The following is a 23,420-nucleotide window of genomic DNA, read 5'->3' as shown; positions in this document are numbered from 1 at the left end:
CCTATGAGCTGTCTGTGGGCCGCCCCTCCGCGCTCTGTGGATCGCTCCGAGTGCACTCGGCCGCTCCTTCGTAGGTTGGGGGGATGCTGCGATCCTCCGCTTGGCCACCGTCCGCCAAGCACGTCGACACCGCGGGGATCGAGGAGACGGCCGGGAGGCCCGGCTCGAGCCCGGCAGACCGTCTGACGGCCGCGCGCACGCTCGCCACCACCACCCCGCTCCTGTCCGCGGGGACCGCCGGCGGGTTCCTCGCCACGCTCGCCGCCGTCGCCGCGGGCGACGTCGCGACCGCCCGCACCGTCGAGCCGCACCTCGACGCGCTCGGCATCCTGCAGCAGGCCGACGTGCCGGTCCCCGCCGACTCGACCTGGGGCGTCTTCGCCGCCGAGGGCCCGGGGCTCCGCCTCGAGGCCGCGCTCCAGGACGACGGCACGGCGCTCCTGACCGGCACGAAGCCGTGGTGCTCCCTCGCGTCGACGCTGTCGCACGCGCTGGTGACCGCGCACGCCGGCGACGACCGTGTCCTCGTCGCCGTGGACCTGCGCCAGGACGGCGTCACCGCGCACGACGAGGCCTGGGTCGCCCGGGGCCTGCCCGACGTGCCGAGCGGCCCGGTGGACTTCGACGGTGCCACGGCACGGCTCGTCGGCGCACCCGGCTGGTACCTGCAGCGACCGGGCTTCGCGTGGGGCGGCATCGGCGTCGCCGCGTGCTGGTGGGGCGGTGCGGTGGGCCTCGGCAGGGTCCTGCGCGCGCTGGCCGCGGCCCACCCGGAGTCCGAACTGCTGCAGGCCGCGCTCGGTGCGACCGTGCTCGACCTCGCGGACGCCGAGGACGTCCTCGCCGACGCCGCCGCCCGGATCGACCGGTCCGAGGCCGCCGATGCTCCGGACGCCGACTGGCCGCTGCTCGCCCAGACGGTGCGCTCCCGGGTGCGCCGAGCGGTGGACGCCGTGCGCGAGCGGGTCGTCGCCACCGTCGGCCCGGCTCCCCTGACCTCGGACCCCGCGGTCGCGGCGCGGGTCGCCGACCTCGAGCTCTACGTGCTGCAGGACCACGGGGCCCGTGACCTCGCCCGGATCGGCCGCATCGTGACGGAGCGCGGCGGTGTCGCGTGGTGAGCTTCGACCACCGCGAGCCGGGCACCGACCCCGCGGTGTGGACGCCGTTCCTCGACACACGGTCGGCCGCACCCGTCGACCTGGACGGCATCGGCTCCGTGGTCGTCCTCGCGCCGCACCCCGACGACGAGACCCTCGGTGCCGGCGGGCTCATCGCGACCGCAGCCGATGCGGGACTCCCCACCCACGTCGTGCTCCTCACCCGCGGCGAGCGCTCGCACCCGGACTCACCCACCACGACGGCGTCGGAGCTGGCCACCGTGCGCGACGACGAGTTCACCCGGGCCCTTGCCACGCTGCACCCCGGGGCCACGGCGTCGTCGGTCGGGATACCCGACGGCGGGACGCGGGAGCACCGGGACGAGGTCGCCGACGCCCTGCGGCGAGCGCTCGACGACGCCGCGCGGCCGACGCTCGTGGTGGCGCCGTGGCGCGGGGACGGTCACCGGGACCACCGCATCGCGGGCGAGGTCGCCGAAGCGGTCACCGCCGAGGCCGCCGGGGTGTCGCTGCTGACGTACCCGATCTGGGCGTGGCACTGGGACGACCCGTCCGCGTCCGCACAGCCGTGGGACCGAGCCCGGGTCCTGCCGTTGGCCGACGCCGTCCGGGAGCGGAAACGCGCCGCCCTCGACGCCTACGCCTCGCAGGTCCGCCCGCTGTCCGGTGCCGCCGGGGACGAGGCGATCATCGACGACCGGCACGCCGCGCACCACCTGCGGTCGACCGAGTGGTTCTTCGTGCCGGAGCCGACGGCGTCGCGCTCGCGGGAGTCGTTCGACGCGCACTACGAGCGGAAGCCGGAGGGCTGGGACTTCGAGCGCTCCTGGTACGAACGCCGCAAGCGGGCGGTGACGCTCGCCGCGCTCCCCCGCGAGCGGTACCGGTCCGCGCTCGAGCTCGGCTGCGCCACGGGCGTCCTCACCGCAGCGCTCGCCGAACGGGCCGACGCCGTGCTCGGCACCGACATCTCGGCCGCACCGCTGGCCCGGGCTGCCGTCCGTGCGCCGAGGGCCCGGTTCGTGCAGGCCTCGCTGCCCTCCGAGTGGCCGACGGGTCGGTGGGACCTCGTCGTGATGTCCGAGGTGGGCTACTACCTGTCCCCCGCCGACCTCGACGAGACGATCGACCGGGTGCTGGCGTCGCTCGACGACGACGGCGTGCTGGTCTCCTGCCACTGGCGCCACCCCGACGACGAGGCGGTGTCGAGCGGTGACGCGGTGGACGCCCGGCTCGCGGAACGGTGGCCACGACCGGCGCTCGTCCGCCACGTCGAACCGGACTTCGTGCTGAGCGTCCTGCCCGGCCCCGGCGTCGTGTCGGTCGCACGGGCCGAGGGACTCGTCCGGTGACCGCGCCCTCCGGCGTCACGCGGATCGACGTCGTGCTGCCCGCCCACGACGAGGAGGACCGCATCGCCGCCTGCCTCGACGCCCTGCTCGCCGCCCGCGCCCGACTCGCCGGGGAACACCCCGACGTGGCGGTCTCGGTGACGGTCGTGCTCGACGGCTGCACCGACGACACGGCGACGGTCGTCGAGCGCTTCCCCGTCGACGTCGTCGCGACCGCCCACGTCGGCGTCGGTCGGGCGCGCACCATCGGGGCCACGCACGCGCTCCGGCAGCACCCCGCCGACCCGGCGTCCCGCTGGCTCGCCCACACCGACGCGGACTCGCGGGTGCCGGAGGGCTGGCTGGTCCAGCAGGCCGACGCCCTCCGGTCCGGGGCGCACGTGCTCGTCGGCGCCGTCGTCCCCGACCCGGACGACCTGGACCCGGTCGTGCTCGCCCGGTGGACGCAGGCGCACCCGCCCGGTGCCGCGCTCGGGCACGTGCACGGCGCGAACCTCGGCGTGCTGGCATCGGCGTACCTGGCGCTCGGCGGGTTCGACCCCGTCCCCGAGCACGAGGACGTCCGGCTCGTCGAGCGGGCGCACGCGATGGGGTTCCGCGTCGATGCGACGATCGACCTGCCGGTGGTGACGAGTGGTCGGTTCGCCGGCCGGACGCCCGGCGGCTACGCGGAGCACCTGCGCCGGGAGTACGGCGACGCGAGCTGAGGGCCCCTTAGACAGCTCATAGGCTGCCGATGGGGCGGCCACTGACCGGCTGCCTACGTTCTCCTCCGTCGGCCCCGCCGTGCGCTCTGCGCGGCCGGTGACCCCAGCCGGCCACCACCGAGGAGAACCATGTTCCTGACGTACCTCAGGCGCGAACTCACGAACCGCAAGAAGCAGACCGTCATCATCGCGATCGGCATGGCGTTGGCCATCGCCCTCGTGGTCATCGTGTCCTCGATCGCGGGCGGCGTGAAGGCGGCACAGTCCAGCGTCCTGCAGTCCGTGTACGGCGTCGGCACCGACATCACCGTCACGAAGACGACGACCCCGAGCGCGTCGGGTTCCGGTCGGCCGAGCTTCGACTTCGGCAGCCAGAGCGGTGACGACAGCGACAGCAGCGGTTCGACCGACCTGTCGCAGTCACGGCTCGCCGTCGCCCGCGGCACGAGCACGCTCAGCGCCGCGAACCTCACGACCGTGACGGGCACCGACGGCGTCAAGGCGGCGACCGGTGTCCTGACCCTCGAGAACAGCACGTTCTCGGGGCAGGTCCAGCAGTCGACCGACGGCAGCAGCACGGACAGCAGCAGCTCCGACGGCAGCAGCACGGACAGCTCCACCCAGCAGGGCCCGCCGAGTGGCGACTCCGGCCAGGGCGGCGGCTTCGGCGGCGGCTCGTTCAACGTCGACTCGTTCACCGTGACCGGCATCCCGGTCTCCGGCGACGCCGTCGGCCCCCTGACCAGCACCGAGCTCACCAAGGGCCGCACGTTCACCGCGAAGGACGCGGGCAAGGACGTCGTCGTGCTGGACGCGTCCTACGCGAAGAGCGAGTCGAAGGCGGTCGGCGACACCGTCGACATCGGCGGCACCGACTTCGAGGTCATCGGCATCGTCACCTCGACCGGCTCGTCGTCGACGACCGGCTCGAACACCTACATCCCCCTCGACACCGCGCAGGCACTGGCGGACCTCGACGGCAAGGTCACCTCGATCTACGTGTCCGCCGAGTCCTCGTCGGACGTCAGCGCGATCAAGACCGCCCTGCAGCAGAAGCTCACCACCGCCACGGTCTCCACCGAGTCCGACCTGGCGTCGAGCGTCTCCGGTTCGCTGAGCACCGCGTCGAGCCTCGTCTCGAACCTCGGCACCTGGCTGTCGATCGTGGTGCTGGCGGCGGCGTTCCTCATCGCGATCCTCTTCACGATCTCCGGCGTCACGAGGCGCACCCGCGAGTTCGGCACCCTCAAGGCCATCGGCTGGTCGAACGGCCGCATCACCCGGCAGGTCGCCGGAGAGTCGCTCGTGCAGGGCCTCATCGGCGGTGTCCTCGGCGCAGCAGCTGGTCTGATCGGCATCCTCGTGGTGAACATCATCAGCCCGACCATCTCGGCGAGCGCCTCGAGCACGACCGGTGGCGGCGGCGCGGGTGGCGGCGGTGCCATGCCCGGTGGCGCGGCGACCGCGGCCGCGGGCAGCGGCACGACGGGCGGTGCCCCGGCCGGTGGCTTCGGCGGCGGCGCGAGCACCGCGTCGACGACCGACGTGGTCCTGCACGCCCCGGTGACCGTCGAGGTGATCCTGCTGGCGATCGGCCTCGCGATCCTCGGTGGCCTCATCGCCGGCGCACTCGGCGGCTGGCGCGCGAGCAAGCTCCGTCCGGCCGAGGCCCTGCGGAGCGTGGCCTGATGCCCGGCCCCGCCACGGGCGCGGTGCCGACCGCCGGCCCCGCACCGACCCCGAGCACGCGACCAGAAGGAGTGACCGTGACCAGCACCGACACCGCACCCGGCCAGGCGGAGGCGAGCCGCGCCTCCAGTCCGATGTACCGGCTGACCAACGTCAGCAAGACGTACAAGCAGAAGAACCGCACCGTCACCGCCCTGACGAACGTGGACCTGACGATCCCGCAGGGACAGCTCGTGGCGATCCAGGGGCCGACCGGCGGCGGAAAGTCGACGCTGCTGCAGATGCTCGGGGCGCTCGACCGGCCGACGGCCGGCTCGATCCACCTCGGCGGCGACCGCGACGTGGCGAAGCTCGGCGACCGTGCGCTGACCGACCTGCGGGCGACCGAGATCGGCTTCGTGTTCCAGAGCTTCAACCTCATCCCGACGCTGACGGCGCTCGAGAACGTCGAGACGGCGTTCGCGGGGTCGCTCGCGAACCGGGCACGTTCGGAGATCCGCGAGCGGGCCACGGCGGCGCTCCGCGAGGTCGGGCTCGGCGAGCGGATGGAGCACCTGCCGGCCGAGCTCTCCGGCGGGCAGCAGCAGCGCGTGGCGATCGCCCGTGCCTTGGTGAAGAACCCGAGCGTCCTGCTGGCGGACGAGCCGACCGGCGCGCTCGACGAGGGCACCCGCGACGAGATCATGGGGCTCATCGAGAAGCAGTGGAAGGAACGCGGGCTGACGGTCGTCATCGTCACGCACGACTCGTGGGTGGCGAAGCGGGCCGAGCGTCGCCTGCACCTCAAGCAGGGGCAGGTGCGCGAGGTCTGAGGTGACCCGAGTCTCGCGGTGGGCGACAGTCCTCGTGGCCACGAGCCCGAGGACTGTCGCTCAGACCGAGTCTCGACCCACGGGGTAGTCGCAGTAGACGAACCAGCGGGAGTCCGGGGACCACGGCGGGACGTTGACCGTGCCCTGGCCGCCGTCGAGCACGACGAGGGTCTCCGGCACCGGCATGATCCGGGCGCCGCGGACGAGCACCCCGGGCAGCCGCCGCAGTTCCACGCGGTGGTCGGCCGGGTGGCCCTGCACCCCCGGCTCGTAGGACAGGTAGAGCAGGTGCTCCCCGTCCGGCGAGACGTGCGGGAACCAGTTCACCCGGTCGTCGTTCGTGATCCGGACCGGGTCGGTCGCCCCCGGCCAGAGCGCGACGAGCTGCGCGGTGCCCGGCGTGAACCGCTCCGAGTTCCACACGAGCATCTCGCCCGCGAACGAGACACCGTCGTCGGGGTGCTCGTCGCGGGTCAGGAACGTCGGGTCGCCGGTGGCGGGGTCGACGAGTGCGACGTCGGTGGTCCAGACGCCCGCCTCGGTGCGCTCCCCGACGATCGCCGCGAGGGTGTCTCCGTCCGGGGCGATGCCGTGCAGGTAGAACTTCCGGACGACCGGCAGCGCGGTGGTGACGTCGGTGAGGGTCGCGGCCGCTCCCCCGGCCGGCACCGGGACACGGTAGAGGTCCCCGTCGCGGCCGCTCACCACGACCGACTTGCCCGAGGGGTCGAGCACGTGGTCGTTGTTGATCTCGGGGACGCCCGGCATCGGCACCGGGACGAGCGCGGTCTCGTCGAGGACCTGTGCGCCGTCGGCGAGCGGCAGCAGCCACAGGTCGCCGTTCCCGTTCAGCACGAGGGTGCCGTCGTCGAGCACGTTCGGCGCCTCGACGAGCACCGTCCTCGACTCGAACACCAGCCGCGATGTCCGCGACGCCACGTCGTACACGTGCACCCGGCTGGTCTGTCCTGGCAGCAGCTGCCGCCCGCGCGCTCCACTCATGCGCCCCATCCTGCCCGGGCGGCACGGACCGGAACGCGAAAGCGACAGATTCCCGGCGATGTTCGCCGGGAATCTGTCGCTTTCGCGGAGCTGGAGCTGGAGCTGGGGTCGAGCCAGCTGCCTACTTCACCGCACCGGCGGTCAAGCCGGCCACGAACTGGCGCTGCACGATGAGGAACGCGATCACCACGGGGATGGACACGACCAGGGACGCGGCCATGATCTGGTTCCAGTACACGTTCGTCTGCGTGGAGTACTGCTGCAGACCGACCGCCAGGGTCTGCCCGTCGCCGTTGGTCATGACCGAGGCGAAGAGCACCTCGCCCCAGGCCGTCATGAACGAGTAGATGCCGACCGCCACCAGACCCGGACGGGCCGAGGGCAGGATGACCCGGAACAGGGCACCCATCGGGCCGGAACCGTCGACCATCGCGGCCTCGTCGAGCTCACGCGGGATCGTCTCGAAGTAGCCGGCGAGCATCCAGATCGAGAACGGGAGCGTGAAGGTCAGGTACGTGATGATCAGGCCGGTCCAGCTGCCGACGAGCTGGATGCCGAGCGAGTTCCCGAGGTTCGTGAAGATGAGGAACAGCGGGAGCAGGAACAGCACGCCGGGGAACATCTGGGTGGAGAGCACCGCGGTGGTGAAGGTGCTCTTGCCCTTGAAGTTCCAGCGCGAGACACCGTAGGCGGCGAACGTCGCGATGATCAGCGAGAACACCGTGGCGACCGTGCAGACCACGAGCGAGTTCACGAAGTACTTGCCGAGCGGCACCGTCGACCACATGTCGATGAACGGCTGGATGGTGATGTTGGTCGGGATCCACGTGAAGTCGTTCTGCACGTCACCGAGCGGCTTGATGGCCGTGGTGATCATCACGTAGAGGGGCACGACCGTGAACAGGGTCAGGATGACCAGGGTCACGACCTTGAAGGACTTGGCGCCGAATGTCTCACGCACGGACGGACCTCCGGTTGGTCACGGCGAGGTAGATGCCGGTGACGATGAGCAGGAAGATGAGCAGCAGGACGCTCATCGCGGCACCGGAGCCGAAGTTCCAGGTGATGAAGGACGCGTTGTAGATGTGGAAGCTCAGCAGGTCCGCGGCCGGGGGCTGCGCGGTCGAGCCGAACAGCACGAACGGCGTGTTGAAGTCGTTGAAGGTCCAGAGGAACATCACGAGCACGAGCGTCACGTTGACCGGGCGGACCATCGGCAGCGTGATCGAGCGCCACTGCCGGAACGGCTTCGCGCCGTCGACCGAGGCGGCCTCGTACACGTCGTTCGGCACCGACTGCAGGCCGGCCATCAGCATCAGGAAGGCGAAGGGCCAGGTCTTCCAGATCGCCACGACGACGACGGAGACGAAGGCGTTCGAGCCGATCAGCCAGAACGGGCCGGTGCCGTTGAACAGGTGCAACTGGTCGACCAGGACGTGGTTCACGGCGCCGGAGTCACGCTGGAACATGAACTTCCAGGTGATGATGCCGGCGTACATCGGCAGCGCGTACGGCACCAGGAACAGGGTGCGGAACAGCCCGCGGCCCCTGAACGGCTTCTGCAGTGCGACCGCGGCGGCCATGCCGAAGGTCCAGGAGAGGCCGACGACGAGCACCGTGAAGCCGCAGGTGATCAGGAAGGAGTGCAGGACGCCCTTGCCGATCGCCTGGTCGAAGTCGACGACGACCGAGTAGTTGTGCAGTCCAGCGAAGGGTGCAGCGCCCCAGTTGGCGATGAAGTACTTGGTGAGCTGGATGAACGAGATCCAGATGCCGGTGAGCATCGGGACGATGTGGATGAGCAGCTCGAACAGGATGGCCGGCGCGACGAGCGCGTAGGGCAGCCAGTTGGTCTTGCGCTTGCGACCTGGCGGACGGCCCGACAGCGTCGAGCCCTTCGTGTGCGTCAGGTCGATGCGCTCCGCATCGGGCAGGACCGTCGTGGACATGGGCGGGGGCCTTTCGGCAGGAGGGGGTTCGGGTGCTTCGCACTCCGGTCCGTGGCAGCGGACGGGAGGCACGGCGTGCGTGAGACGGGACGCTCACTGCCGGCGGATGGCCGGCTCTGGGGCTGTGGGGCCGGTGACGACCTGCCCCGGCGCGTCCGGCTGTGGACGCGAGGGGTGGAGGCCCGGGGGCGTCCTTGCGGACGCGCCCCGGGCCTCCTGGCTGGATCAGCCGTTCGCCTGGGACACCTGGTCCTGGGCGGTCTGCAGCGCGGTCTTGATGTCGCTGTCGGACACGGAGCCGCCGGTGGCGATCTTGGCGAACATGTCGTTCATCGCCTTGCCGACGGTGGACTCGAACTGGTCCTCGGCGGGGACCAGCGGGAGGGGCTTGGCCTTGTTGTTGTAGATGTCGAGGAACGTCTTCGTCTGCTCGTCGGTGACCGAGTCAGCCGCGGCGGCGAGCACCGGGAGGGCCGAGTACGGCTTGTCGAGCGTGGTCTGCGTGTCCGCGCTCGTCATGTACTTGACGAACTTGAGCGCGCCGTCCTTGTTCTTCGTGTTCTTGAAGATCGACAGGTTGATGCCGGCCGGGAACGACGCGATGTCCGCGCCGTCAGCGGTGGTCGGGAACGGCACGACGCCGAACTCGTCCGTCTTCATGCCCTGCGAGGTGATCGTCGCGTTCGCGTTGTTCTGCGTCAGCATCATCGCGGCCTTGCCGTTCGCGAAGTCCGAGACGGCCTGCGTGCCGTTGTCGTACTGCGCGTTCGAGGTGTTGACGACCTTGTCGGACTGCATCAGGTCGAGGTAGCGCTTGATGCCGTCGACGTTCGCCTTGTCGGTGAAGGTCGGCTTGCCGTCCTTGTCGAACCACTCGCCACCGTTCTGCGCCGAGGTGATGAACGCGAAGTGCGCGTTCTCGGTGTACGAACCGCCGGCGATGGTGAAGCCGTACTTGCCGCCGGTGGTGAGCTTCTTGGCGTCCGCCGTCAGGTCCTCCCACGTGGTGGGCGCCTCGACGCCGGCGGCCTTGAACATCGCCTTGTTGTAGTACAGGCCGTACGCGAGGCCGTAGAGCGGGACGCTCGTGACGGTCTTGCCGGGGGCGCCACCGGTGGAGAGCGCGACCTTGCCGAACTTGTCGGCACCGCCGATCGCCTTCATCTCGGAGTCACCGAACTCCTGGAACGCGTTCGTCGCCTGGAGCGAGGTGGCCCAGGTGTTGCCGATGTTGACGACGTCCGGGCCCTGGCCCGAGGTGACGGCGGTCTGGATCTTCGTCTGCAGGTCGTTCCAGCCGATGACCTGGAGGTTGACCTTGATGCCCGTCTCCTTCGTGAACTTCTTGAGGACGGGGGTCAGCACCTCCTTGTCGTTCTGGAGCGACGTGCCCTGGTTGGATGCCCAGTAGGTGAGCGTCTTGGAGTCGCCGGCGGATCCGGACGAACCGGAGGAGCAGGCTGCGAGGCCGGTCACGGTGAGTGCGGCGGCCGCGGTGATGGCCAGTGCGCGGATGGCAGTGCGCATGACTCTCTACTTTCTCGTCGTTGAGATGGTGCAGGGATGGTGCATGGGTGGTGCTGTTCGGGTGCTGCTGTTCGGGTGCTGCTGTGGTGTGCGGGGCGGACCCGGGCCGGTCAGGCCAGGGTCTGCTCCGCGGGGTCCCAGCCCTCTGGGAGGGTCTGGGAGGGCGACACGGTGCTCTCGACGAGCACCGCCTCGCCACGTTCTGCCGCCTCGGCGATGGAGACCATCACGTCGAGGACGTGGAAGGCGAGCGCACCGGGGACCCGGTTCTCGTCGCCGGCGCGGAGCGAGCGGGCGAGGTCGACCACGCCGGTTCCGCGCGAGTAGGTGGAGCCGACCGCGGGGATCGTCTCTGGCTCGTCGGCACCGAGCGCGTACAGCTCGGTGTCGCCGTCGAAGTTGTTCGGGTCCGGGAACACGACCGTGCCGGTCTCGCCCGCGATCTCGACGACACCCGTGCGCCCGCGGTCCGACTCGAACGAGAACACGCTCTGCGCACTCCCGCCGTCCTCGAACTCGATGAGCGCGGAGTGGTTCGTCGGGACGTCGACCGGGAACTCGGTGCCCGCCTTCGGGCCGGAGCCGATCGTGCGGGTGGCACGCGACTTCGACGCCGTCGCCGTGACCTTCTTCACCGGGCCGAACGTCTGCACGAGGGTCGTGATGTAGTACGGGCCGATGTCGAACAGCGGCCCGGCACCGTACGCGAAGAGGAACTCGGGGCTCGGGTGCCAGGACTCCGGGCCGGGGCTCTGGAAGAGCGTCAGGCCGTTGAGCGGCTTGCCGATGCGGCCGTCGCGGATGGTGCGGAGCGCGGTCTGCAGGCCGGCACCGAGGAAGGTGTCGGGTGCGACGCTGACGGTCTTGCCCGCGGCGCGTGCGGCGTCACGGAGTTCGGTCGCGCTCTCGCGGTCGAGGGCGTAGGGCTTCTCGCCCCACACGTGCTTGCCGGCGGCGAGGACCTGCAGGGCGACCTCGACGTGGGCGGCCGGGATCGTGAGGTTGACGACGATCTCGATGTCGTCGTCGGCCAGGAGCTCCTCGACGGTGCCCGACCCGGCGACGCCCCACTTCTCGGCCTGGGCGGCTGCGCGCGGCAGGTCGATGTCGGCGATGAAGCGGACCTCGACGTCGGGGAAGACGGTGAGGTTCGACAGGTACTGGTCGGAGATGACCCCGGCGCCGATGACGCCGACGCCGACGCGGCCGGTCCGGGTGCTGCTGTCGAGGGCGGTGGACGCCGTGGTGTCGGTCATGCGCGGGCCCCCTCGAGGAACGTGTAGGAGTCGGCGACCGCCTGGAAGACGTCGCCCTCGTGGCCGTCGAGCTCGACGACGTGGAGTGCGTCGGGTGCGGCGGCGAGGATCTCGCGGATCGGCATGATGCCGTTGCCCACGGCGACCTGCTTGTCGTCGTCGTGGGAGCCGTCGCCGTCCTTGACGTGCAGGAACTCGATCTTGTCGCCGTACTTGCCGATGATCGCCACCGGGTCGTCACCGCCGACCGTGACCCAGTAGGTGTCGAGCTCGAGCACGACGTCGTCGGACAGCGCGTCGGCGAAGACCTCGTAGGCGCTGACGCCGTCGATGCGGTTCGAGAACTCGAACGCGTGGTTGTGGTAGCCGAGCACCAGGCCGTGGTCGGCCGCGCGGGGGGCGAGGGCGCTCAGTTCGCGGGCGATGGCCTCGACGTCCTCGCGGGTGGTCCAGCGGGCCTCGTCGATGTGCGGGTCGATGAGGGTGCCGAGTCCGACGGTGACGCTCGCGTGGAAGATCCGCTCGAGGTCCTGCTCGCCGGCGTCCAGCAGCCGTGCGTGTCCGCTCGGGGCGGCCAGGCCGGCGTCGCGCAGCGCGGCGGCGAGTTCGTCGGCGTTGTCGACGAAGCCGAAGGCCTCGACGTTCGTGTAGCCGATGTCGGCGATGCGCTGGAGCGTGCCGGGCAGGTCGGCCGAGAGGGCGTCGCGGACGGTGTAGAGCTGAACCGAGATCGGTTGGGTCACCAGGGGTTCTCCTCGTCGAGATGGTGCGGTCGTCACTGACCGAGCGTCACACTATGACCACTTCTGTCGGCGGTCAAGCAGAAGTTCGTGGAAGGTCGACGAACTTCGTTGCGTGGCGCGTTCGATGTGTGCTTCACTCCCCCCATGGTCGACTTGACTCGGACGGCAGCGTCGCCTCCGGTCGGGACGAGCGAGCTCTTCCAGATCCTCCGCGACGGCGTGCCGCGGACCCGGGCCGAGCTCGCCGCACTGACAGGACTCGCACGCTCCACCATCGGCGTGCGCCTGGACTCCCTCATCGAGGTCGGTCTCGTCGGCCCCGTCGACACCGCCGTCTCCACCGGAGGACGGCCGCCGGCCCAGGTGGCGCTGAAGCCCCGCGCCCGGCTCGTGATCGCCGCCGACCTCGGCGCCTCGCACGGCCGTGTCGCCGTCACGGACCTGGTCGCTGCCCCGCTCGCCACCCGCGAAGCGCGCATCGACATCGCCGCCGGCCCGGTGGAGACCCTGTCGTGGCTGGTCGCCACCATCGACGAGCTGCTCGACGAGGTCGGCCGCGCCCGACAGGACGTCATCGCCATCGGGATCGGCGTGCCCGGTCCGGTGGAGTTCTCGACCGGACGCCCGGCGAACCCGCCGATCATGCCCGGGTGGGACGGCTTCGACGTGCCGTCGTGGCTCCGCCAGCACATCGCGGCGCACGTCCTGCTCGACAACGACGTGAACATCGCGGCCCTCGGCGAACGGGAGCACGGCTGGCCCGACGTCGACCACCTGTTGTTCGTCAAGGTCGCCACCGGCATCGGGTCCGGCATCGTGTCGGACGGCGAACTGCAGCGCGGCGCCCAGGGCACCGCCGGTGACATCGGCCACGTGCGGGTGTCCCGCGCCGGCGACGTCCCCTGCCACTGCGGCAACACCGGGTGCCTCGAGGCGGTCGCGTCCGGTCCGGCGATCGCCCGTGCCCTGCGTGCGAAGGGGCACGACGCCCACACCGGCGCCGACGTGCTGGACCTGGTGAACCGCTCCGACCTCGACGCGATCTACGCCGTCCGACAGGCGGGCCGCGACATCGGCGAGGTGCTCGCGACGTGCGTCTCGCTCATGAACCCGTCGGTGATCGTCCTGGGCGGCTCGATCACGCAGGCTGGTGAGCACCTGCTCGCCGGCGTCCGCGAGGTCGTCTACTCGCGGTCGATGCCGCTCGCCACCGAGCACCTCGTCATCGCCCAGTCGCGTGCGGGGTCGCTCGCCGCGCTGCAGGGCGCAGCGGCGCTCGCGATCGGCTACGCGCTCTCCCCCGCCGGGGTCGACGAGCTGGTCGCGTACGCCGAGGGGCGTGAGCTGGTCTCCTGACGTGGGCGCTGCGCCTCGTGAGCGCGTCGGATTCGGTCTTGCCGGTGGTCGGGGGGAGAATCGTCGGGTGACGATCGTGCAGCCCACCCTGTGGGGCGACCTGGACCCCGGCCCGGAGGAGCTGTCTGCCTCCGCCACGCCGGCTGCGGTCCCCGGGCGCGATGCGTTCACCGCCCTGCGCGGCCACACCGAGCGGATCGTCGCGCACTCCTCGGACCGCTTCGCCTGGCTCCGCGCCCGCGCCGCGGGCATCACTGCGACCGACGTCGCTCGGCTCGCCTCGCTGCACGCGGTCGAGGCCGTCGTCACCGAGAAGCGCTACGGCTCACGGTTCTCCGGCAACGCGTTCACCGAGCACGGCAAGGACCGCGAGCCCCACATCGCCGCCTGGGTCGCGGCCACGCACGGCATCCAGCCCTCGGCGCACCTGTTCCACGCCGCCGCGAACCGGGCGCACCTCGCCACCCCCGACGGCGTCGGTGTCCAGGGCTCGCGGGTGGTGCTCGCCGAGATCAAGACCACCGCGAAGGGCTGGCGGAGCATCCCCCGGCACTACCTGCGGCAGATCTGGTGGCAGCAGTACGTGCTCGGTGCCGACCGCACCCTGTTCGTCTGGGAGCGCCACGACGGCTTCGTCCCCGTCGCCGACGAGCCCGAGTGCCGCTGGGTCGACCGTGACGACGACCAGATCCGCGGACTCGTGCAGCTCGCCGACCTGGTGCTCGACAAGCTGCGCGACTTCCGCTCGTAGCCCGTCAGCTCAGACCTTGACGAGTCTCAGCCGGCTCATCCCCACGACCAGGACGCCGAGCAACCCGATCGAGACGCCCACGCCGACGCAGTAGATCGCCACGACGCCGTACCCCTGCGCCGGGTCGAGGAACGGGTACGGCACCCAGCCGTCGGTCGCGCCCCGGATCAGGATGACGATCGTCCACACCGCCGGGTAGACCAGGAACCACCAGACGTGGCGGAGGAGCAGCTTCGACCGGTCGGAGAACAGCAGCCAGTCGAGGACCGCGTACGCGGGGATGACCTTGTGCAGCACGTCGTTCGACCACTGCACGCTCGCCGACACGTCGACGTTCGTCAGCAGGGTGTTGTAGACGATCCCGGTCGTGGCGATGTAGACCGTGCCGGCGCCCCGGAGCAGGCTCACCCGCAGATCCCCACGCTTGCGGCGGGCCGAGGCGACGAGGGTCACCGCCAGGGCCACGGCGATGATGACGTTCGACTGGATCGTGAAGTAGCCGAAGAAGTTCCACGGGTTGTAGACGTCCGTCTTGGAGCTGACGAGCCACTGGGCGACGATCGCGACGACGACGGCGATGACGGCGATGAGCCGGAGCGAGTTCACGAGGGTGCGCACGGGACCACGCTACCGGGACGCCGGGCCCGACATGCGAAGAGGCCCGCACCGGAACCGGTGCGGGCCTCTTCGAGACTGATCAGAAGATCAGATGCTGTTGACGTCCAGCGGGATGCCGGGACCGAAGGTCGTCGAGACGGCGCCCTTCATGACGTAACGGCCCTTCGAGGAGCTCGGCTTGAGGCGGTTGATCTCCTCGAGCGCGGTCGAGATGTTCTCGTCGAGCTGCTCCGGCGTGAACGAGGCCTTGCCGACGACGAAGTGCACGTTGGCGTGCTTGTCGACGCGGAACTCGATCTTGCCGCCCTTGATGTCGTTGACGGCCTGCGCCACGTTCGGCGTCACGGTGCCGGTCTTCGGGTTCGGCATGAGGCCACGCGGGCCGAGCACCTTGCCGAGACGACCGACCTTGCCCATGAGCTCGGGCGTCGCGACGGCGGAGTCGAAGGACGTGTAGCCCTCGGCGACCTTCGCGATGAGCTCGTCGCCACCGACCTCGTCGGCGCCGGCTGCGATCGCGGCCTCGGCCGCTGCACCCGTCGCGAACACGATGACACGGGCGGTCTTGCCCGTGCCGTGCGGCAGGATGACCGTGCCGCGGACCATCTGGTCCGCCTTGCGCGGGTCGACGCCGAGCTTCAGTGCGACCTCGACCGTGGAGTCGGTCTTCGCAGAACCGGTCTCCTTGGCCAGGGCGACTGCCTCGGTCGGGGTGTAGAACTTGTCGGCCTCGATCTTCGCGGCCGCGGCTTCGTAGGCCTTGGACTTCTTCGCCATGGTGGTCTCCTTGCGAGATACGTGGTTGACGAGCCGGCGCGGCTCTCCCACGGAAAGGTGTCTGGGTGTGGGCCGGAGCCCGATCGGTGCTTAGGCCTCGACCGTGATGCCCATCGAGCGTGCGGTGCCGGCGATGATCTTCGCGGCCTGCTCGATGTCGTTGGCGTTCAGGTCGGCCTGCTTGGTCTCGGCGATCTGACGGACCTGGTCCATCGAGATCTTCGCGACCTTGACCGTGTGCGGGGTCGCGGACCCCTTCTGCACACCAGCAGCCTTCTTGATGAGCTCAGCGGCCGGCGGGGTCTTGAGGACGAACGTGAACGAACGGTCCTCGTAGACGGTGATCTCGACCGGCACGACGTTGCCACGCTGCGACTCGGTCGCCGCGTTGTACGCCTTGCAGAACTCCATGATGTTGACGCCGTGCTGACCGAGTGCCGGACCGATCGGCGGGGCCGGGTTGGCGGCTCCCGCGTTGATCTGCAGCTTGATCAGGCCCGTGACCTTCTTCTTCGGTGCCATGACTTGTCTTCCTCCTGGAATCGAACGCACGGGGATCCGTGCACTCTCCCGCTGGTCCGGCCGTTCCGGACCGCGGTGAAGGCCCACACGCACGAGGCGTGCGGGCCCAAACTCGATGAGTCTACCCGAACGGGGAGACCTGGACTAGAGCTTCGTGACCTGGTCGAAGCTGAGCTCGACCGGGGTCTCGCGCTCGAACAGCGAGACGAGGACGGTGAGCTTGCCGCTCTCCGGCTTGATCTCGGAGATCGACCCCGGCAGGCCCGCGAACGAGCCTTCCTTGATGGTGATCGTCTCGCCGACCTCGAAGTCGACCTCGGCAGCGGGCTGCGCCTGCAGGGAACCGCCGGACTTCGAGCCACCCTTGGTCGGGGCGGCCTCGGCGACCTGCACGAGGGACTTGAGCATGCCGAACGCCTCGTCGAAACGGAGCGGCGTCGGGTTGTGGGCGTTGCCGACGAAGCCGGTGACACCGGGGGTGTGCCGGACGACGGACCACGAGTCCTCGTTGAGGTCCATGCGGACGAGCACGTACGAGGGGATCCGGACGCGGGTGACCAGCTTGCGCTGCCCGTTCTTGATCTCGACGACGTCCTCCATCGGGACCTCGACCTGGTAGATCGACTCCTCCATCGACATCGACACCATGCGGTTCTCGATGTTCGACTTCACGCGGCGCTCGAAGCCCGCGTAGGAGTGGATGACGTACCACTTGCCCGGCTTCATCCGCAGCTCGACCTTGAAGGCCTCGTACGGGTCGACCTCGGCCTCTTCGGCGTCGTCGTCCTCGGCGTCGATCGCTTCGTCGGCGGCGAGGGTCTCGTTCGCCTCTTCGGATGTCTCGGACTCGAGCTCGATCTCTTCCTCGTCCTCGACCGCCTCGACGGCGGCCTCGGCCTCGTCGGCGGAGTCGATCTCGAGGGCGTCCTCGACGACGGCGTCGGCCTCGGGGTCCTTGGACTCCTGCAGTGCCGTCAGCTCCTCGTCGATGCCGAGGGATTCGTCGTCCTCGGACTCGACGGAGATCGCGCGCTCCTCGGCGGACTCGGCGGAGCGCTCCTCGCCGGTCTCGACGTCGCCTTCCTGGTTCTCCTCGACCTCGGAGGACTGCTCGGCAGCCGTCGCGAGGTCGATGTCGTCGCGGGAGTAGTCAGACACAGTCGATTCTTTCCGTTCGGTGGTGCGGGTCGGGATGGCGGACGGTCCTGGTCACGATCGGCACCGTCTCGGGCGACCGTACTCCAGTGGACTGCCGCACTCGGCAGTCGACGTCCGGGTCAGGCCGTGGGCCCGTTGCCGAAGACGTACCCGACGCCGAGACCGAACACGAAGTCGAGGATCGACACCAGGATCATCATCACGACGACGAAGACGAGGACGACCAGCGTGTAGCTGAAGAGCTCCTTGCGGGTCGGCGTCACGACCTTGCGCAGTTCGCCGATCACCTGACGGATGAAGAGCACGATGGCAGCGATCGGACCCCGGCGCTCGGCCCGGTCCTGCTTCGCCTTGGCGACGACGTCGTCCGCCGTCGTCTCCATGTCTTTGCTCGCCAACTTCTACCCTTCCAGAGTTGCAGGGCGGACAGGACTCGAACCTGCAACCTGCGGTTTTGGAGACCGCTGCTCTACCAATTGAGCCACCGCCCTTCAGAGCACGTCCGTCACCGATCGTGTTCCGGTGGTCGAGTGTACGGGAGTCCGTCACACGGTGTCCACTTGGCCCCCTCCACGGCGTGCCGCGCCGATAGGCTGGCACCCGTGAGCACCGCAGCCCCCGGCCCCGAGTCCACCGCAACCCCCGCCGCCGCGCCGACCGACCGGCCGCGCATCGCGTCCCGCATCGCGGCGATCGCCGAGTCCGCGACGCTCAAGGTCGATGCGAAGGCCAAGGCCCTGAAGGCCGCGGGCCGACCCGTCATCTCCTTCGCCGCCGGCGAGCCCGACTTCGCCACGCCCGACCACGTGGTCGCCGCCGCGGTCGAGGCCGCACAGGACCCGAAGAACCACCGGTACACGCCGGCGACCGGGCTGCCGGAGCTGAAGCAGGCCATCGCCGAGAAGACCGCACGCGAGTCCGGCATCACCGTCGACCCGTCGCGGGTGATCGTCACCAACGGCGGCAAGCAGGCCGTCTACCAGGCGTTCCAGACGATCGTCGACGCCGGCGACGAGGTCCTGCTCCCCGCCCCGTACTGGACCACCTACCCCGAGGCCATCCGCCTGGCCGGTGGCGAGCCGGTCGAGGTCTTCGCCGGCAGCGACCAGGGCTACCTCGTCACCGTCGAGCAGCTCGAGGCCGCGCGCACCCCGAAGACGAAGGCGCTGCTGTTCTGCTCGCCGTCGAACCCGACCGGCGCGGTGTACACCGCCGAGCAGACCACGGCCATCGGCGAGTGGGCACTCGAGCACGGCATCTGGGTGATCAGCGACGAGATCTACCAGGACCTCGTGTACGACGGACTCCGCTTCACCGGCATCCTCGACGCCGTGCCGGCCCTCGCCGACACCACCATCCTGGTCAACGGCGTCGCGAAGACCTACGCGATGACCGGCTGGCGCGTGGGCTGGTTCATCGGCCCGGCCGACGCGGTCAAGGCCGCGTCGAACCTGCAGTCGCACCTGTCGTCGAACGTGTCGAACGTGTCCCAGCGCGCCGCGATCGCCGCCCTCAGCGGGCCGCAGGAGCCGGTGGCGGCCATGCGCGAGGCCTTCGACCGCCGTCGCCAGGCCATCGTCGCCGGGCTCAACGCGATCCCGGGCTTCGTCACGCCGACCCCGCAGGGCGCCTTCTACGTCTACCCCGACGTCACCGCACTGCTCGGTCGCGAGTGGGCGGGCTCGACCCCGACGACGACCCTCGAGCTGGCCGACCTGATCCTCGAGCACGCCGAGGTCGCGGTCGTCCCCGGCGAGGCGTTCGGTCCGTCCGGCTACCTGCGCCTGTCGTACGCGCTCGGCGACGACGACATCGCCGAGGGTGTGGCCCGCCTGGCGGAGTTCTTCGCGTAGTCGCTGCGCCCACGACACCCCGCAGAACGCAGAACGGGCCGCCTCGTCGAGGTGGCCCGTTCTGCGTTCCGGGAGGCCCGTGGCCGGGTCGTGCCGGTTCGTTCAGTCGAGCAGGTCGCCGACCACGACGGGCTCCGGCACGAGCGACACCCCGAAGCGGTTCAGGACCGTGACCTGCACGTACCGTGCGAGCTCGGCCACCTGGGCCGCCGTCGCGCCGCCACGGTTGGTCAGGGCCAGGGTGTGCTTCGACGAGATCGCCGCGCGCGACCCCGGCACGGCGTAGCCACGGTGCACCCCCGCGTGCTCGATGAGCCAGGCGGCGCTGAGCTTGACGTCGTCGCCGGCCGGCCACCGTGGCGCGTCGGCGGGGAGGGTCTCGGCGAAGGCCGCGGACACGATCGGGTTCGTGAAGAACGACCCGGCACTCCAGGTGTCCCGGTCGTCTGCGTCGAGGACCATGCCCTTCGAGGCGCGCAGGCGCAGGACCTCGTCGCGGACCGTCGTGGGTTCCACGAGGGCACCGAGGTCGACCCCGAGCGAACCGGCGAGCTGGGCGTACCGCACCGGCACGCCGTGCTCCCCCGCCGTGCCGAGCCGGAACTCGACCGTCAGCACGACACCGCGGCGTCCGTGCTTGAGGGTCGACGTGCGGTAGCCGAGCGCCAGCTCGGCCGCGGGCACCCACGTGCGCTCCCCCGTGGCCGCATCGAGGAACTCGACCCGGGTGAGCACGTCGGAGAGCTCGACCCCGTAGGCGCCGATGTTCTGCACGGGGGCGGCGCCGACGGTGCCCGGGATGCCGCTGAGGGCCTCCAGGCCGGTCCAACCGTTCGCGACGGTGGTGGCGACGAACGCGTCCCATGGTTCGCCGGCGGCGACGCGGACGGTGACGCCGTCGGCGTCCGCGTCGGCGTCCACCCCCGACGTGCGGACCAGGACGACGGTGCCGTCGAAGCCGGAGTCGGCGACCAGCACGTTGCTGCCGCCGCCGAGGACCAGCCACTCGTGGTCGTCCCACGCGGAGCGCGTGTGGGCGACGAGCTCGTCGGTCGTCGTGGCCGTGAGCAGCCGGGCGGCCGCCCCACCGACGCCGAGCGTCGTGAGGTCGGCGAGCACCGGCTCGTGCACGGTCAGCGGAACGCCACCGTGACCTGCGCCTTGCCGAGCACGGTCTGCCCGCCGGCGGTCACGGTGAGGTCGATGCGCTTCGGTCGGCCGTCGTCGTCGACGGTGCCGACCTTGGCGACGATGCCGATGGTCGCGCCCTGCTCCGGGTCCACGACGACGGGGCGGGTGAAGCGGACGCCGTAGCCCGCGACCCAGCCGCTGTCGCCGAGCCACTCGGAGACCGGCTGCACGGCGAGGCCCATCGTGAGCATGCCGTGCGCGAGCACGCCGGGCAGGCCGACCGAGGCCGCGACGTCGTCGCGGTAGTGGATCGGGTTGAAGTCACCGGAGGCGCCGGCGTAGCGGACGAGCGAGTCGCGGGTGACGTGCACCTCGCGCTCGGCGACCACTGTGCCGACCTCGATCGCGGTGGCGGGTGCGGCGGTCATGCGTCGTCTCCTCGGACCACGAGGGTCGACGTCGCCGTGACGACGTGCTCCCCCGAGGCGTCGTTCATGGTGCTCTGGGCCGTGACCATCGCGTTGCCGCCGAGCGTCTTGACGCTCGTGACGGTCAGGGTCGCGGTGAGTTCGTCACCGGCCACGATGGGCCGGTCGTAGGTGAAGGACTGCTCGCCGTGGACGACACGGGAGAAGTCGATGCCGGCGTCCGGCTCGGCCAGGAGCTGCGCGAGCGTGGCTTCCTGCACGACGACCGCGAAGGTCGGCGGGGCGACGACGTCGGCGTACCCGGCGGCGCGGGCCGCATCGGGTTCGTGGTGGACGGGGTTGGTCGCGAACACCGCGCGCGAGAACTCGCGCACCTTCTCGCGACCGACCAGGTAGGGCTGGGCCGGCGGGAACGTCCTGCCGACGAGCTCGGGGTTCACTGACACGTCGGCAGTCTACCGACGCCCGTCCGGGGGCCTGTCGATGCTGAGGATGCATCGGCTAGGCTTGCTGCGCCGGTTCGGGGGAATCGGCGGTCCGGTCGCGACACCGGATCAGGGGACGGGGGAGCAACGATGGACACCAGGACCGAGTTCGCCGTGCACACGGGCGACCGGTGCACCGCGATGGAGGCCGCCGGCGCGGCACTCCGCACGGCGGGACACCGCGTCGAGTCGACCGGTGGGACCCTCACCGCGACGACCGGCAACCTGCTGCTGACGATCCTGCTCGGCGCGCTCGTGCACCCGTCCCGCGAGTTCCGCCGCTACGAGCTGTCGACGACCGTCACCGGGGCGTCCACCACGATCACGCTGCGGCACAGCGGACACGGCACGGCGGTCTCCGGCGGCAGCATCGGCGCGAGCCGGCGACGGGCCGCGTGGCACGAGGTGAACGCGGCGATCGAGCGCGCCCTGCGCGCGGCCGGCGTGCTGCAGACGCGCACCGACACGGGGTCGCACTCCGCGCTGTAGGGCCGATCCCAGGGCGGACGGGAGGCCCGGGGCGCGTCCGCCACGCACCTCCTGGCCCGCACCTGGTCCAGCGCACAACCGAAGTGCGTCCGCACCGCTGTGCACGCAGCCCGGGAACGACGCAGCCCGGGAACGACGAAAGCCCGGCGAACAGATCGCCGGGCTTGCTGTAGCGAGGGCGGGACTTGAACCCGCGACCCCACGATTATGAGTCGTGTGCTCTAACCAACTGAGCTACCCCGCCAGAGATCCGGAGCGACACGCGCACCGGGTCGGAGCCCCGAGTCAGGATTGAACTGACGACCCCCTCCTTACCATGGAGGTGCTCTACCACTGAGCTATCGGGGCGATGTGCCGCGAACGGCACCACACGAGGATAGCAGACCTCCGACGCTGCTCCGGAACCGGGCGAGACGCCCGGGCGTGCCGCGTCGGCGACCGCTAGTTCGCGTTGGTCTGGAGCCACGCCAGCGGGTCCACGGGGACCCCGTCGACGTGCACTTCGAGGTGCAGGTGCGGGCCCGTGGAGTTGCCCGTGCTGCCCACGAGACCGAGCTCGTCGCCGACCTCGATCTGCTGACCGGTGACCACCTTGAAGGAGTTGTCCTCCATGTGGCCGTACACGCTGACGAACTGCTTGCCGTCGACGTCGTGCTCCACCCAGACGTCGTTGCCGAAGCCGCCGTCGTTCGCCTGGACCTTGATGACGGTGCCGGCGGCGATGACCCGGATCGGGGTGCCCTCGCCGGGAGCGAAGTCGACGCCCATGTGGTTCGTCGAGCAGAACGAGCAGCCCGCCACCTGACGACCGCCGAAGCCGGAGGTGATCGGGACGCCGGTGAGGAACGGCCACTGGATCGTGCCGGTCGGGTCGTTGGTGAAGCTCGAGGCGTCGACGTTCTTGTACTGCGTGGCGTCCGACACCGTGTACTGGTCGCGGCTCGTCGACCCGTCGGCTGCGGCGCTGACGCTCATCGACTGGGTCGCACCGCTCGCCGTCGACCGGGCCGCGGTCGAGCCGGTCTCCGGCACGTAGAGCGCCTGGGCGGGCAGCGACGTCGAGACGACGAGGCCGGCGACGAAGAGGAGCGCACCGACGGCCGTCACGCGCGAGGCCGCACGGCGGAACGAGGCGCCCTGCTTCCGGGCAGCAGCAGCCGGGGCGGGCGCGGCAGCGGTGCGGCTGGCCGCGATGTGTCGGGTGGCGCGGTCGACCTGCACGGCCGGTGCGGCACGGCCGGTCCGCCGACGGGACGCCGGGACCTGGCCGATGACACGGCGGGGCTGGGGCGCGACGGACTCCGCTGCAGCCGTCGCGGTGCGCGGCGCCGTGGCGCGGACGTCCGGCGACGTGGGAGCCGGCGGCGTCGTGATGCGGGAGGCCGGACGGACCGCCGACTCGGGCAGCGCGGGCGACACCGGTGCGAGGTCGATCGGCGACACGGGAGCCGCGGCCGACGATGGCGTGGTCAGCCCGACGACCTCGTCGAACGACGGGCCCGCGGCACGGTCGGGTGCGACGTCCTGCGCGTGGTCCTGCGTGACGGGAGCACCCTTCGCAGCCGCTCGCTCCGCCTCGATCCGTGCTCGTCGGGTCAGGTGGACGACCGGGGTGGCGGCGTCGACGGGACCGGTGGGGACGGACGTCAGTGGGGAGTGGGGCATGCGTGCGGTGGCGATCCTGATCGGGGAAG

General features: G+C 70.7%; 24 protein-coding genes and 3 tRNA genes. 9 read left to right on the top strand and 18 right to left on the bottom strand.

Annotation, left to right across the window (positions count from 1 at the left end; genetic code table 11):
• The first annotated feature begins 83 nt into the window (after positions 1–83).
• The 5 genes from EDF53_RS02835 (at position 84) to EDF53_RS02815 (ending at position 5,681) form a co-directional block, all read left to right on the top strand.
• A complete protein-coding gene (locus tag EDF53_RS02835) occupies positions 84–1,121 on the top strand; it encodes an acyl-CoA/acyl-ACP dehydrogenase (protein WP_123292119.1) in 1,038 nt (345 codons plus the stop codon).
• Complete coding sequence (locus EDF53_RS02830) at positions 1,115–2,473, top strand: bifunctional PIG-L family deacetylase/class I SAM-dependent methyltransferase (protein WP_123292118.1); 1,359 nt, start codon at positions 1,115–1,117, stop codon at positions 2,471–2,473. The genes EDF53_RS02835 and EDF53_RS02830 overlap by 7 nt, the downstream gene beginning before the upstream one ends.
• A complete protein-coding gene (locus EDF53_RS02825; RefSeq protein ID WP_185020915.1) occupies positions 2,470–3,180 on the top strand; it encodes a glycosyltransferase family 2 protein in 711 nt (236 codons plus the stop codon). Before EDF53_RS02830 ends, EDF53_RS02825 begins: the two co-directional genes overlap by 4 nt.
• A 129-nt stretch (positions 3,181–3,309) precedes the next feature.
• Positions 3,310–4,869, top strand: coding sequence for an ABC transporter permease (locus EDF53_RS02820; protein ID WP_123292116.1), 1,560 nt, complete (start codon positions 3,310–3,312; stop codon positions 4,867–4,869).
• A 134-nt stretch (positions 4,870–5,003) separates the two neighbouring features.
• The gene (locus tag EDF53_RS02815) at positions 5,004–5,681 is read left to right on the top strand and encodes an ABC transporter ATP-binding protein (RefSeq protein WP_111084468.1); all 678 of its coding nucleotides are present in this window, start codon (positions 5,004–5,006) and stop codon (positions 5,679–5,681) included.
• A 60-nt stretch (positions 5,682–5,741) separates the two neighbouring features.
• Here the strand turns inward: EDF53_RS02815 and EDF53_RS02810 are convergent, their stop codons facing one another.
• The 6 genes from EDF53_RS02810 to EDF53_RS02785 form a co-directional block, all read right to left on the bottom strand.
• Positions 5,742–6,683, bottom strand: coding sequence for a hypothetical protein (locus tag EDF53_RS02810; protein WP_148058253.1), 942 nt, complete (start codon positions 6,681–6,683; stop codon positions 5,742–5,744).
• A 121-nt stretch (positions 6,684–6,804) separates the two neighbouring features.
• On the bottom strand, positions 6,805–7,644 hold the full coding sequence (locus tag EDF53_RS02805) for a carbohydrate ABC transporter permease (RefSeq protein ID WP_111084253.1): 840 nt from the start codon (positions 7,642–7,644) through the stop codon (positions 6,805–6,807).
• On the bottom strand, positions 7,637–8,632 hold the full coding sequence (locus tag EDF53_RS02800; protein ID WP_111084254.1) for a carbohydrate ABC transporter permease: 996 nt from the start codon (positions 8,630–8,632) through the stop codon (positions 7,637–7,639). Before EDF53_RS02800 ends, EDF53_RS02805 begins: the two co-directional genes overlap by 8 nt.
• A gap of 225 nt (positions 8,633–8,857) precedes the next feature.
• On the bottom strand, positions 8,858–10,159 hold the full coding sequence (locus tag EDF53_RS02795) for an ABC transporter substrate-binding protein (RefSeq protein WP_123292114.1): 1,302 nt from the start codon (positions 10,157–10,159) through the stop codon (positions 8,858–8,860).
• A gap of 110 nt (positions 10,160–10,269) precedes the next feature.
• Positions 10,270–11,415 carry a Gfo/Idh/MocA family protein gene (locus EDF53_RS02790; RefSeq protein ID WP_123292113.1) on the bottom strand — a complete coding sequence of 382 codons (1,146 nt, stop codon included), beginning with the start codon at positions 11,413–11,415 and terminating at the stop codon, positions 10,270–10,272.
• Positions 11,412–12,158, bottom strand: coding sequence for a sugar phosphate isomerase/epimerase (locus EDF53_RS02785; protein ID WP_123292112.1), 747 nt, complete (start codon positions 12,156–12,158; stop codon positions 11,412–11,414). Before EDF53_RS02785 ends, EDF53_RS02790 begins: the two co-directional genes overlap by 4 nt.
• A 144-nt stretch (positions 12,159–12,302) precedes the next feature.
• Between EDF53_RS02785 and EDF53_RS02780 the strand changes: the two genes are divergently transcribed.
• Both EDF53_RS02780 and EDF53_RS02775 read left to right on the top strand, forming a co-directional pair.
• Entirely contained in the window at positions 12,303–13,514 is a 1,212-nt protein-coding gene (locus EDF53_RS02780) for an ROK family protein (protein ID WP_185002799.1), read from the top strand.
• 67 nt (positions 13,515–13,581) lie between these two features.
• Positions 13,582–14,265 carry a YqaJ viral recombinase family protein gene (locus EDF53_RS02775; RefSeq protein ID WP_185020914.1) on the top strand — a complete coding sequence of 228 codons (684 nt, stop codon included), beginning with the start codon at positions 13,582–13,584 and terminating at the stop codon, positions 14,263–14,265.
• A 9-nt stretch (positions 14,266–14,274) separates the two neighbouring features.
• Here the strand turns inward: EDF53_RS02775 and EDF53_RS02770 are convergent, their stop codons facing one another.
• The 6 genes from EDF53_RS02770 to EDF53_RS02745 form a co-directional block, all read right to left on the bottom strand.
• On the bottom strand, positions 14,275–14,883 hold the full coding sequence (locus EDF53_RS02770; RefSeq protein ID WP_123292111.1) for a Pr6Pr family membrane protein: 609 nt from the start codon (positions 14,881–14,883) through the stop codon (positions 14,275–14,277).
• A gap of 87 nt (positions 14,884–14,970) precedes the next feature.
• Entirely contained in the window at positions 14,971–15,660 is a 690-nt protein-coding gene (gene rplA, locus EDF53_RS02765) for a 50S ribosomal protein L1 (RefSeq protein WP_123292110.1), read from the bottom strand.
• 90 nt (positions 15,661–15,750) lie between these two features.
• Complete coding sequence (gene rplK / locus EDF53_RS02760) at positions 15,751–16,182, bottom strand: 50S ribosomal protein L11 (protein ID WP_022906459.1); 432 nt, start codon at positions 16,180–16,182, stop codon at positions 15,751–15,753.
• 144 nt (positions 16,183–16,326) lie between these two features.
• Complete coding sequence (gene nusG / locus EDF53_RS02755; RefSeq protein WP_123292109.1) at positions 16,327–17,340, bottom strand: transcription termination/antitermination protein NusG; 1,014 nt, start codon at positions 17,338–17,340, stop codon at positions 16,327–16,329.
• Between the two features lie 119 nt (positions 17,341–17,459).
• Positions 17,460–17,723 carry a preprotein translocase subunit SecE gene (gene secE / locus EDF53_RS02750; protein ID WP_228504884.1) on the bottom strand — a complete coding sequence of 88 codons (264 nt, stop codon included), beginning with the start codon at positions 17,721–17,723 and terminating at the stop codon, positions 17,460–17,462.
• 35 nt (positions 17,724–17,758) lie between these two features.
• Positions 17,759–17,831: transfer RNA gene (locus EDF53_RS02745), tRNA-Trp, on the bottom strand.
• A 180-nt stretch (positions 17,832–18,011) separates the two neighbouring features.
• Here EDF53_RS02745 and EDF53_RS02740 point away from each other — a divergent pair.
• A complete protein-coding gene (locus EDF53_RS02740; protein ID WP_123292341.1) occupies positions 18,012–19,193 on the top strand; it encodes a pyridoxal phosphate-dependent aminotransferase in 1,182 nt (393 codons plus the stop codon).
• 102 nt (positions 19,194–19,295) lie between these two features.
• On the opposite strand, the gene EDF53_RS02735 is transcribed toward EDF53_RS02740, so the two are convergent.
• Genes EDF53_RS02735 through EDF53_RS02725 form a run of 3 tightly spaced genes read right to left on the bottom strand, consistent with a single transcriptional unit; the run spans position 19,296 to position 21,198 of the window.
• Complete coding sequence (locus EDF53_RS02735) at positions 19,296–20,312, bottom strand: UDP-N-acetylmuramate dehydrogenase (RefSeq protein ID WP_260215199.1); 1,017 nt, start codon at positions 20,310–20,312, stop codon at positions 19,296–19,298.
• A 14-nt stretch (positions 20,313–20,326) separates the two neighbouring features.
• Positions 20,327–20,752, bottom strand: coding sequence for a MaoC/PaaZ C-terminal domain-containing protein (locus EDF53_RS02730; protein ID WP_123292107.1), 426 nt, complete (start codon positions 20,750–20,752; stop codon positions 20,327–20,329).
• A complete protein-coding gene (locus tag EDF53_RS02725) occupies positions 20,749–21,198 on the bottom strand; it encodes a MaoC family dehydratase N-terminal domain-containing protein (RefSeq protein WP_123292106.1) in 450 nt (149 codons plus the stop codon). The genes EDF53_RS02730 and EDF53_RS02725 overlap by 4 nt, the downstream gene beginning before the upstream one ends.
• Before the next feature lie 129 nt (positions 21,199–21,327).
• Here EDF53_RS02725 and EDF53_RS02720 point away from each other — a divergent pair, with 129 nt between their 5' ends.
• The gene (locus tag EDF53_RS02720; protein WP_123292105.1) at positions 21,328–21,726 is read left to right on the top strand and encodes a hypothetical protein; all 399 of its coding nucleotides are present in this window, start codon (positions 21,328–21,330) and stop codon (positions 21,724–21,726) included.
• Between the two features lie 170 nt (positions 21,727–21,896).
• Here the strand turns inward: EDF53_RS02720 and EDF53_RS02715 are convergent.
• The 3 genes from EDF53_RS02715 to EDF53_RS02705 form a co-directional block, all read right to left on the bottom strand.
• Positions 21,897–21,970, bottom strand: a tRNA-Met gene (locus EDF53_RS02715).
• 32 nt (positions 21,971–22,002) lie between these two features.
• Positions 22,003–22,074 (bottom strand) — tRNA-Thr (locus tag EDF53_RS02710).
• Between the two features lie 93 nt (positions 22,075–22,167).
• The gene (locus tag EDF53_RS02705) at positions 22,168–23,391 is read right to left on the bottom strand and encodes a M23 family metallopeptidase (RefSeq protein ID WP_123292104.1); all 1,224 of its coding nucleotides are present in this window, start codon (positions 23,389–23,391) and stop codon (positions 22,168–22,170) included.
• Positions 23,392–23,420: the final 29 nt, after the last annotated feature.

This window comes from Curtobacterium sp. PhB78 (assembly GCF_003751685.1).
Lineage (GTDB): Bacteria > Actinomycetota > Actinomycetes > Actinomycetales > Microbacteriaceae > Curtobacterium.
Note: the sequence above shows the minus strand (reverse complement) of the source record. Positions and strands in the feature narration are given on the sequence as shown.

Coding starts and splice junctions, on each gene's coding strand:
- EDF53_RS02835 (WP_123292119.1), top strand. CDS start 84: ATGCTGCGATCCTCCGCTTGGCCACCGTCCGCCAAGCACGTCGACACC.
- EDF53_RS02820 (WP_123292116.1), top strand. CDS start 3,310: ATGTTCCTGACGTACCTCAGGCGCGAACTCACGAACCGCAAGAAGCAG.
- EDF53_RS02815 (WP_111084468.1), top strand. CDS start 5,004: ATGTACCGGCTGACCAACGTCAGCAAGACGTACAAGCAGAAGAACCGC.
- EDF53_RS02810 (WP_148058253.1), bottom strand. CDS start 6,683: ATGAGTGGAGCGCGCGGGCGGCAGCTGCTGCCAGGACAGACCAGCCGG.
- EDF53_RS02800 (WP_111084254.1), bottom strand. CDS start 8,632: ATGTCCACGACGGTCCTGCCCGATGCGGAGCGCATCGACCTGACGCAC.
- EDF53_RS02795 (WP_123292114.1), bottom strand. CDS start 10,159: ATGCGCACTGCCATCCGCGCACTGGCCATCACCGCGGCCGCCGCACTC.
- EDF53_RS02790 (WP_123292113.1), bottom strand. CDS start 11,415: ATGACCGACACCACGGCGTCCACCGCCCTCGACAGCAGCACCCGGACC.
- EDF53_RS02780 (WP_185002799.1), top strand. CDS start 12,303: ATGGTCGACTTGACTCGGACGGCAGCGTCGCCTCCGGTCGGGACGAGC.
- rplA (WP_123292110.1), bottom strand. CDS start 15,660: ATGGCGAAGAAGTCCAAGGCCTACGAAGCCGCGGCCGCGAAGATCGAG.
- rplK (WP_022906459.1), bottom strand. CDS start 16,182: ATGGCACCGAAGAAGAAGGTCACGGGCCTGATCAAGCTGCAGATCAAC.
- secE (WP_228504884.1), bottom strand. CDS start 17,723: ATGGAGACGACGGCGGACGACGTCGTCGCCAAGGCGAAGCAGGACCGG.
- EDF53_RS02730 (WP_123292107.1), bottom strand. CDS start 20,752: ATGACCGCCGCACCCGCCACCGCGATCGAGGTCGGCACAGTGGTCGCC.
- EDF53_RS02720 (WP_123292105.1), top strand. CDS start 21,328: ATGGACACCAGGACCGAGTTCGCCGTGCACACGGGCGACCGGTGCACC.
- EDF53_RS02705 (WP_123292104.1), bottom strand. CDS start 23,391: ATGCCCCACTCCCCACTGACGTCCGTCCCCACCGGTCCCGTCGACGCC.